Source organism: Streptomyces sp. NPDC054840 (assembly GCF_053611065.1).
Genome location: NZ_JBSGZP010000480.1, coordinates 1 through 5,729 on the forward strand (window position 1 = coordinate 1; position 5,729 = coordinate 5,729).

General features: G+C 74.3%; 5 protein-coding genes. 3 read left to right on the forward strand and 2 right to left on the reverse strand.

All coding sequences use genetic code 11. The annotated features are described in order from the left end of the window. The first annotated feature begins 106 nt into the window (after window positions 1-106). Complete coding sequence (locus ACWGIU_RS27365; RefSeq protein WP_453710099.1) at window positions 107-1,420, forward strand: DUF692 domain-containing protein; 1,314 nt, start codon at window positions 107-109, stop codon at window positions 1,418-1,420. Continuing rightward, complete coding sequence (locus tag ACWGIU_RS27370; protein WP_453710101.1) at window positions 1,417-2,463, forward strand: TIGR04222 domain-containing membrane protein; 1,047 nt, start codon at window positions 1,417-1,419, stop codon at window positions 2,461-2,463. The genes ACWGIU_RS27365 and ACWGIU_RS27370 overlap by 4 nt, the downstream gene beginning before the upstream one ends. A gap of 502 nt (window positions 2,464-2,965) precedes the next feature. Here ACWGIU_RS27370 and hemQ read toward each other — a convergent pair. Next, complete coding sequence (gene hemQ, locus ACWGIU_RS27375) at window positions 2,966-3,679, reverse strand: hydrogen peroxide-dependent heme synthase (protein WP_453710103.1); 714 nt, start codon at window positions 3,677-3,679, stop codon at window positions 2,966-2,968. Window positions 3,680-3,683: 4 nt separating this feature from the next. Next, a complete protein-coding gene (gene hemG, locus ACWGIU_RS27380) occupies window positions 3,684-5,177 on the reverse strand; it encodes a protoporphyrinogen oxidase (protein WP_453710107.1) in 1,494 nt (497 codons plus the stop codon). A 154-nt stretch (window positions 5,178-5,331) separates the two neighbouring features. Between hemG and ACWGIU_RS27385 the strand changes: the two genes are divergently transcribed. Further along, a partial coding sequence (locus ACWGIU_RS27385) for a DUF4349 domain-containing protein (RefSeq protein WP_453710105.1) occupies window positions 5,332-5,729 on the forward strand: 398 nt, incomplete at its 3' end.

Here is a 5,729-nt window from a genome sequence, read left to right on the forward strand (position 1 = left end):
CGGCGGGAACCTCAAATGTTCCTCTGAACGTCCCCTCCTGCGATTGGCGCGACTCCGTCGGGGCCATGACATCGGCACACGGTACGACGAGAGGGGGCGAGGGGACATGAAGCCCATGGCACACCTGGGGGTGGGCATCGGCTGGCGGCCGGAGATCGCGGACGCCGTCGAGCGGCTTTCCGGCCTGGACTGGGTCGAGGTGGTGGCCGAGAACGTATGCCCGGGCCACCTGCCCGAGTCCCTGCTGCGGCTGCGCGAGCGGGGCACGCGCGTGGTGCCGCACGGGGTCTCGCTCGGCCTCGGCGGCGCGGACCGCCCCGATCCGGCGAAGCTGGCGGCGCTCGGCGAGCGGGCGGTGGCGCTGGGGGCGCCGCTCGTCACGGAGCACATCGCCTTCGTACGGACCTCCTCGCCGGTGCTGGAGGCGGGGCACCTGCTGCCGGTGCCGCGCACCCGCGACGCGCTGGACGTGCTGTGCGAGAACGTGCGGATCGCGCAGGACGCCCTGCCCGTGTCGCTGGCCCTGGAGAACATCGCCGCGCTGTTCTCGTGGCCTGGCGAGGAGCTGACGGAAGGGCAGTTCCTCACGGAGCTGGTCGAGCGGACCGGTGTCCGGCTGCTCATCGACGTGGCCAACCTGCACACCAACCGGGTCAACCGGGGCGAGGACCCGGCCGCCGTACTGGACGCGATCCCGCTGGAGGCGCTGGCGTACGTGCACGTCGCGGGCGGCATCGAACGGGGCGGTGTCTGGCACGACACCCACGCGCACCCGGTCCCACCGGTGGTACTCGAGCTGCTGGCCGAGCTGCGCTCCCGGGTGGAACCGGCGGGCGTCCTGCTGGAGCGGGACGACGACTTCCCGCCGGCGGCCGAGCTCGCGGGCGAGCTGGCCGCGATCCGGACCGTGGTGACGGCCGCGCCGGCCACCGCCGGGTCCGCCGCGGCGGGCACCGAGCCGGGCACGGTCGAGGAGCCGGGCACGGTCGCGCCGTCGGACCCGGTCGCGGAGTCGACCCGGACGGGTGTGGCGCTCGGTCAGGCCGCGCTGCTGTCGGCGCTGGTGGCCGGCACCCCGGTACCCGAGGGCTTCGACCGCCGGCGCATCCGGGTACAGGCCCGGGCGCTCGCCGCCAAGCGGGCCGACGTGGTGGCGAAGCTGGCTCCCGAGCTGCCCGTGATCCTGGGCGGCCCGGAGCCGTACCGCGAGGCCTTCCTCTCCTATGCCAAGGGCCGCCCGATGACCTCCGGCTACCGCCGGGACGCGCTGGACTTCGCCGAGGACCTGCTGATCCGGGACCTGCCCGCCGATCCGGCCGCCCGGCGCCGGCTCACCACCTGGTGGCGGGACCGGGCCGGGGCCAGGCCGCCCCGCCGGATCGTGCGCTGGGCCCGGACGCTGTCGGGGAGAGCGGCATGAACCTCCTCGCCGTGGCGATCTGGATCGCCGTCGTCCTCTCCTCCGTCCTGCTGATGGCCAGGCTCCGCGGGGCCCGGTCCGCGCCCGCGGGACCCGCGCCCGCCCTGCACGACCTGTCCGAGGCCGCCTTCCTGGTGGGCGGCCCCGGCACCGTCGTGGACGCCGCGCTCGTCTCCATGCTCGGCGACGGCCGACTGGTGGCCGGCGGTCCCGGCATCGTCCAGGTACGCCCCGGGGCGCGGGCCGTCGACGCCGCCCAGCGGGCCGTCCTCCTGGCCCACCAGGGGGCGTCTTCGGGATGGCTCTACCAGGTGCGCTACGCGGCCATGTGCGACCCGGCCGTCCAAGAGATCGGGGGCGCGCTGGCCGACCGCGGGCTGATCATCCCACCCGGATCCGGGCTGCGCCGCGTGCGCCGCTGGGGGTTGATCCAGGCCGTCGTGTGCGCGCTGCTGCTGTTCCCGGTGTCGCTGGTGCTGACCGTCGTGGCGCTCGCCCTCGATTCCGGCTCCGGGGTGCCGTTCATCCTGAAGGTGGCGGTCGTCCTGGTGGGCGGGATCGTGGTCGGCCTGGTCTGCGCGGCCCGGACCAAGAGCCGGATCACCAGGGCCGGGGCGCGGGCGCTGCGCGCGGTCCGCTCCGCCCACCTGAACGACCCGACCCCGCACGTGCAGACCGCGCTGTTCGGGCTGCGCGGTCTGCGGGACCCGTATCTGCGCCAGCTGTTGGTGCCGGCGGTGCGCGGTACCCGGCTGGCCGCGGCCCAGACGCGTACGCGCTCCCACGGCACGGACACCTCCTCCCACTGGTCGGGGGCCGAGGTGCTGCCGATCGTCTGGTGCGCCGGGAGCGACGGCGGCGGTTCGGGCTGTGGCAGCGGTTCGGGCTGCGGCTCCTCGGGGGGCGGCTGCGGGTCCTCGGGCGGTGGCTCCAGCTGCTCGACCAGCAGCTCCAGTTGCGGCAGTTCGTCCAGCTCCAGCTGCGGGAGTTCGTCCAGTTGCGGCAGTTCGTCGAGCTCCAGCTGCGGCAGCAGCAGCTCCTGACCGCCGGGCGTACGGCAACCGGGGGGGGTGGAACCCGCGGCAAGGGGGCCATCGGCGCCGACACCGGCCGGTGATCCTTTACAAGTACGACGCTCAGGCCTCTCATCAGTTCATCGGATGAGAGGAAGGGGCCGCCATTCGGACGGGACTCGCGGGCCGGGCGGCCGCCGTGGGGGCACTATCCGTCCTCCTCTGTGTCCCGGCCCACGCCGCGCAGGCGGCCTCACCCGGACCGGCCGGCGGGACGGCCGCCGAGGCGGGTGGCGAGGCGGGTGGCGTGTCACGTGTGCGCCGCATCCGGAGCCCGCACCGGTGTCGCTGGACGGCCGGGCAGCGAGCGCCCGCGGGGCGTTGCTGCCGCCAGTCGTCTGAACTTCCGGGCGGGATCTCCGGCTGCGTCGTTTCGGGGGCAGGGGCCGTCTTCCGGACCAGCCTCCCGATCCACCGGAGGAACTCACCTGACGGTGTGGTCGTCCTCCGGTCCTTCCCCCCAGGGGAGGTATCAGGCGAGCCCGGCCACCAGATCGGCGACGGACTTGCGGCGCCCGGTGTAGAAGGGCACCTCTTCACGTACGTGCATACGGGCCTCGGAGGCGCGCAGGTGACGCATGAGGTCGACGATGCGGTACAGCTCGTCGGCCTCGAAGGCCAGCAGCCATTCGTAGTCGCCCAGGGAGAAGGAGGCGACGGTGTTGGCGCGCACGTCCGGGTAGCCGCGGGCCATCTTGCCGTGGTCGGCGAGCATGCGGCGGCGGTCCTCGTCGGGCAGCAGGTACCAGTCGTAGCTGCGCACGAAGGGGTACACGCTGACGTACTCGCGCGCGACCTCGTCGGCCAGGAAGGCCGGGATGTGCGACTTGTTGAACTCGGCCGGGCGGTGCAGGGCCATGTTCGACCACACCGGCTCCAGGGCGCGGCCCAGCTTGGTGCGGCGGAACAGGTTGTAGGCGGTCTGCAGCTCGTCCGCCGTCTCGGCGTGCCACCAGATCATGACGTCGGCGTCGGCGCGCAGGCCGGAGACGTCGTAGCTGCCGCGGACGGTGATGTCCTTGGCTGCCAGCCGGTCGAAGAGCTCCTGGACCTCGTCGGCGTAGCCGGTCCGGTCCTCGGGAAGCACGTCCTTCAGCTTGAAGACGGACCACAGGGTGTAGCGGATGACCTCGTTGAGGTCCTTCGCCTTCTTCCCCGCGTTGGGAATCTTCTCTGGTGCAGTCATGTGCCTATTGTCCCGTGCGCTGATCAGTGGTCGGTGCCAGGGGTGCCGTACGCGCACCGAGTGCGGCGATCACCGCGTCCGCGGCCTTGCCGGCGCTCGCGACGCAGGCCGGAATGCCCACTCCGTCGTAGACCGCGCCGCACACCGCGAGGCCCGGCAGGGCCGCGACCGCGGTGCGGATCCGGGCTACCCGGTCGAGGTGGCCGACCGGGTACTGGGGCAGTCCACCGTCCCAGCGGGTGACGGTGGAGGCGACCGGCCGGGCGGCGAGGCCGACGGCCTCACCGAGGTCGGCGAGGGAGACCTCGACGAGTTCGCCGTCCTCGCGCTGCAGGTCGCTCTCATCGGCGTGGCGGCCGACCGAGGTGCGCAGCAGGAAGAGATCGGGATCCGTCCCGGCCCAGGCCCACTTGTTGCTGGAGAAGGTGGAGGCCTTGATGGTCCGGCCGTCGACGGGCGGTACGAGGAATCCGCTGGCGCCGCCGCCGGAGACGGCCTCCGGCAGGTCGGAGCGGCGGAAGGCCATCGTGATGAGGGCCATCGAGGCGTACTCGACCCCGCGCAGCTCGGTGGCGGCGGCCGGTGCGAGCCCGTCCAGCAGCCGTGCGGCGGCCCCGGCCGGGATGGCCAGGACCACGGCGTCGGCGTCGACGACCTCGGCGCCGGCGACCACTCGCCAGCCCTCGGCCGTACGGACGACCTCGCTGACGGGGGTGCCGGTGACGAGCCGGGCCCCCGCGGCGCGGCAGGCCTCGGCCACGGCGATCGGGAGCCGTCCGATGCCGCCGTCGATGCCGGCGAAGACCGGGCCGGCCGGCTGGGGCGCGGCTTCCGCCCGGCGCTGCAGTTCGCGTACGCCGTCGACCAGGAGGGCGTGCGTGCGGGCTGCCTCGAAGAGCTGGGGCACGGCGGCCCGCATGGAGATGCGGTAGGCGTTGCCCGCGTAGACCCCGCCGAGCAGCGGTTCCACCAGCCGGTCGACGACCTCGCGGCCGAGGCGGGCCGCGACGTACTCGCCGACGGCGACGTCCTCGCCGATCTCGGTGGGCGCAAGCGTCCGCTCGGCCTCGATGCGGGCCAGCCCCTCGGCGGAGAGCACCCCGGAGGCGGCGAGCGGCCGGAGGTCGCCGGGGACGCCCATGACGTGGCCGCGCGGCATCGGGCGCAGCGCGCCGCGGGTCCACAGGTGGGCGGTGGCGGTGGCGGGCGCCTGTACGGCCTCTCCGAGGCCCACGGCTGCGGCGAGGGCCACGGCCTCGGGGCGGCGGGCGAGCATGGCTTCGGCGCCGAGGTCCACGCGAGCTCCGGCGAGCTCACCGGCGTACAGCTTGCCGCCGAGCCGCGGTCCGGCTTCCAGCAGGGTGACGCGCACGCCTTCGGCGAGCAGCCGGTGGGCTGCGGCGAGGCCCGCGATACCGCCGCCGATGACGACGGCGTGGCCCTGGGCACCGGTGGGGCCGGTGGACCGGGGGGTGCCGCCCGGCCGATCCGTACGCATGTCCGCTTCGTGCATGGACACATCGTCTCAGACCGATCTCCGAGGCCGGACCGTGACCGCATCGGGATCACCCCGGGACCGTGGATTCGAAACCCGCGACGGGACTCTGGACGTCGAACCGGCAACACCAGCCGATCCTCGGGGGTTTACAGCGATGCGCAGCTTCGACAGACACCGTTCCGCGGCGGCCCTGGCCGCCCTCTCGCTGGCCGGGGCGCTCGCCCTCACCGGCTGCGGGGCAAGCGGCCAGGGGTCCGCGAACGACAAGGCGGCGGTGGCGCCCGCCGCCGACGGCAAGGCCCCGGAGGGCGCCGCGGCGGCCCCGGCGCCGGCCGGGTCGGCGGGGGCCGCGGGCTCCGCCGCCGGCAAGAACGCCGCGCCGCCGGCCGTGGTCCGCCCGAACGTCATCCGCACGGCGACGCTCGGCATCGAGACGGCGGACGTCCAGAAGACGCTCGCCGCGGCCCGTACGGCCGCCGACGATGCGGGCGGCTACGTCGGCAACGAGTCCACCAAGCGCGGCCAGGACGGCCGCATGACCTCGACGCTGAC

Bases quoted from the DNA above. Each gene is read 5' to 3' on its own strand.
- hemQ (WP_453710103.1), bottom strand. From the start codon at position 3,679: ATGACTGCACCAGAGAAGATTCCCAACGCGGGGAAGAAGGCGAAGGAC.
- hemG (WP_453710107.1), bottom strand. From the start codon at position 5,177: ATGCGTACGGATCGGCCGGGCGGCACCCCCCGGTCCACCGGCCCCACC.
- ACWGIU_RS27370 (WP_453710101.1), top strand. From the start codon at position 1,417: ATGAACCTCCTCGCCGTGGCGATCTGGATCGCCGTCGTCCTCTCCTCC.
- ACWGIU_RS27365 (WP_453710099.1), top strand. From the start codon at position 107: ATGAAGCCCATGGCACACCTGGGGGTGGGCATCGGCTGGCGGCCGGAG.